At 45.5% G+C, this 1357-nt stretch carries 2 protein-coding genes and 1 pseudogene; 1 reads left to right on the top strand and 2 read right to left on the bottom strand.

The genetic code is table 11. The annotated features are described in order from the left end of the window. Nucleotides 1–376, bottom strand: a pseudogene (locus tag F6K49_RS49565) (anthranilate phosphoribosyltransferase); the annotation flags it as partial. Between the two features lie 66 nt (nt 377–442). Continuing rightward, entirely contained in the window at nt 443–922 is a 480-nt protein-coding gene (gene ispF / locus F6K49_RS49570; RefSeq protein ID WP_075898116.1) for a 2-C-methyl-D-erythritol 2,4-cyclodiphosphate synthase, read from the bottom strand. A gap of 237 nt (nt 923–1159) precedes the next feature. Between ispF and F6K49_RS49575 the strand changes: the two genes are divergently transcribed. Beyond that, on the top strand, nt 1160–1357 hold a 198-nt coding region (locus tag F6K49_RS49575; protein ID WP_366514360.1), incomplete at its 3' end, for a hypothetical protein.

The raw sequence follows: 1357 nt of genomic DNA on the forward strand, positions 1-1357 counted from the left end.
CCTTACTAGAAGTAGAACGATTACCATGCTTAGCAACCAGCACTCCAGCTGCCGCCACTACGAAGGCTACTGCGGTAGAGATATTAAAGGTAGACGCGCCATCCCCACCGGTACCACAGGTATCAATGACGGGTTGGTTGTGTTCAATGGTTGTCTTCTGCAACGACTGGGATTGTAGCACCTGAGCCATCCCTGCCAATTCGGTAGCGGATACTCCTTTACCCTGGATAGCTGCTAAAAGTGCCCCAGATAAGACGGTCGGAATTTCTTCATTCAACCATCCCTGCATCAGTTGTGATGCCTGGTCACTGGATAACGATTGCCCATCCAACAACTGTTGCAACAAACTGGGCCAGTTAGAAGAGGTTTGAACCATTATTATAGAAGCAGAGTATTTTTTCTAGAAATGCGATCGCATTCACTATTGAATCACTATTTCCGATCAATCTCTCACTAACAAGGCTACAGCATAAGCAGCAATTCCCTCTTCACGTCCCACCGGACCGAGCTTTTCATTAGTGGTTGCCTTAATGCCAATTTGGTCAGGCTTTAGCTCTAGCACTACACTTAAGCGATCGCGCATTGTCTTAATATGAGGCTTAAGCTTAGGACGCTCCGCCACCACCACCGAATCAATATTGCCAATCCCCCAGCCATGGGATTGGATCAACTGATTCACCTGATCCAACAATACCAAACTATCCGCACCCGCCCATTTTTCGTCAGTTGGGGGGAAATAATGACCAATATCGCCCAAACTCAAGGCTCCCAGCATGGCGTCCATGATGGCGTGAGTCAGGACATCGGCATCACTGTGACCGAGTAATCCCAATTCATGAGGAATGTCTACACCTCCGATAATCAGACGGCGACCTTTGCCCAATTTATGGATATCGTAACCGTTGCCAATCCGAATAGTCATTTTTAGCACTTAATCCCACGTTAACAGAGCAAGCGATCGAATTTTACCTGCTCTTTAAGGCTGCTGCCAAATTCTGTAAATTAGTGAGAATATACCGAGGTTTTTAGTCTGGTTTACCTATATCTTTTCGTCTTCTTAATATTAAGTTTTATTTCGAGATTGGAAATTTATGGAACCTACAGTGTATTTACGGATATCTAGAGAACAAATATCCCAAATATATTAGGAGGTAGCACAATGAAAAAAATCGGTTCTACTACTCTACTCATGTTCGCTACACTCTCGGGACTTCTGTTGTTTGCTCCCCCAGTAAAAGCGGATCAGATCAGATACTGTTACAGTGTCCCTCGTTACTACGTTGAGAAGGATGCAGCTAACCATCGTGAAGCTTACGATGATGGTTATCAGGAGGGGCGACGTGATGCCAGGAGGGGA

The organism is Moorena sp. SIO3I6, from assembly GCF_010672095.1.

Coding starts and splice junctions, on each gene's coding strand:
- ispF (WP_075898116.1), bottom strand. CDS start 922: ATGACTATTCGGATTGGCAACGGTTACGATATCCATAAATTGGGCAAA.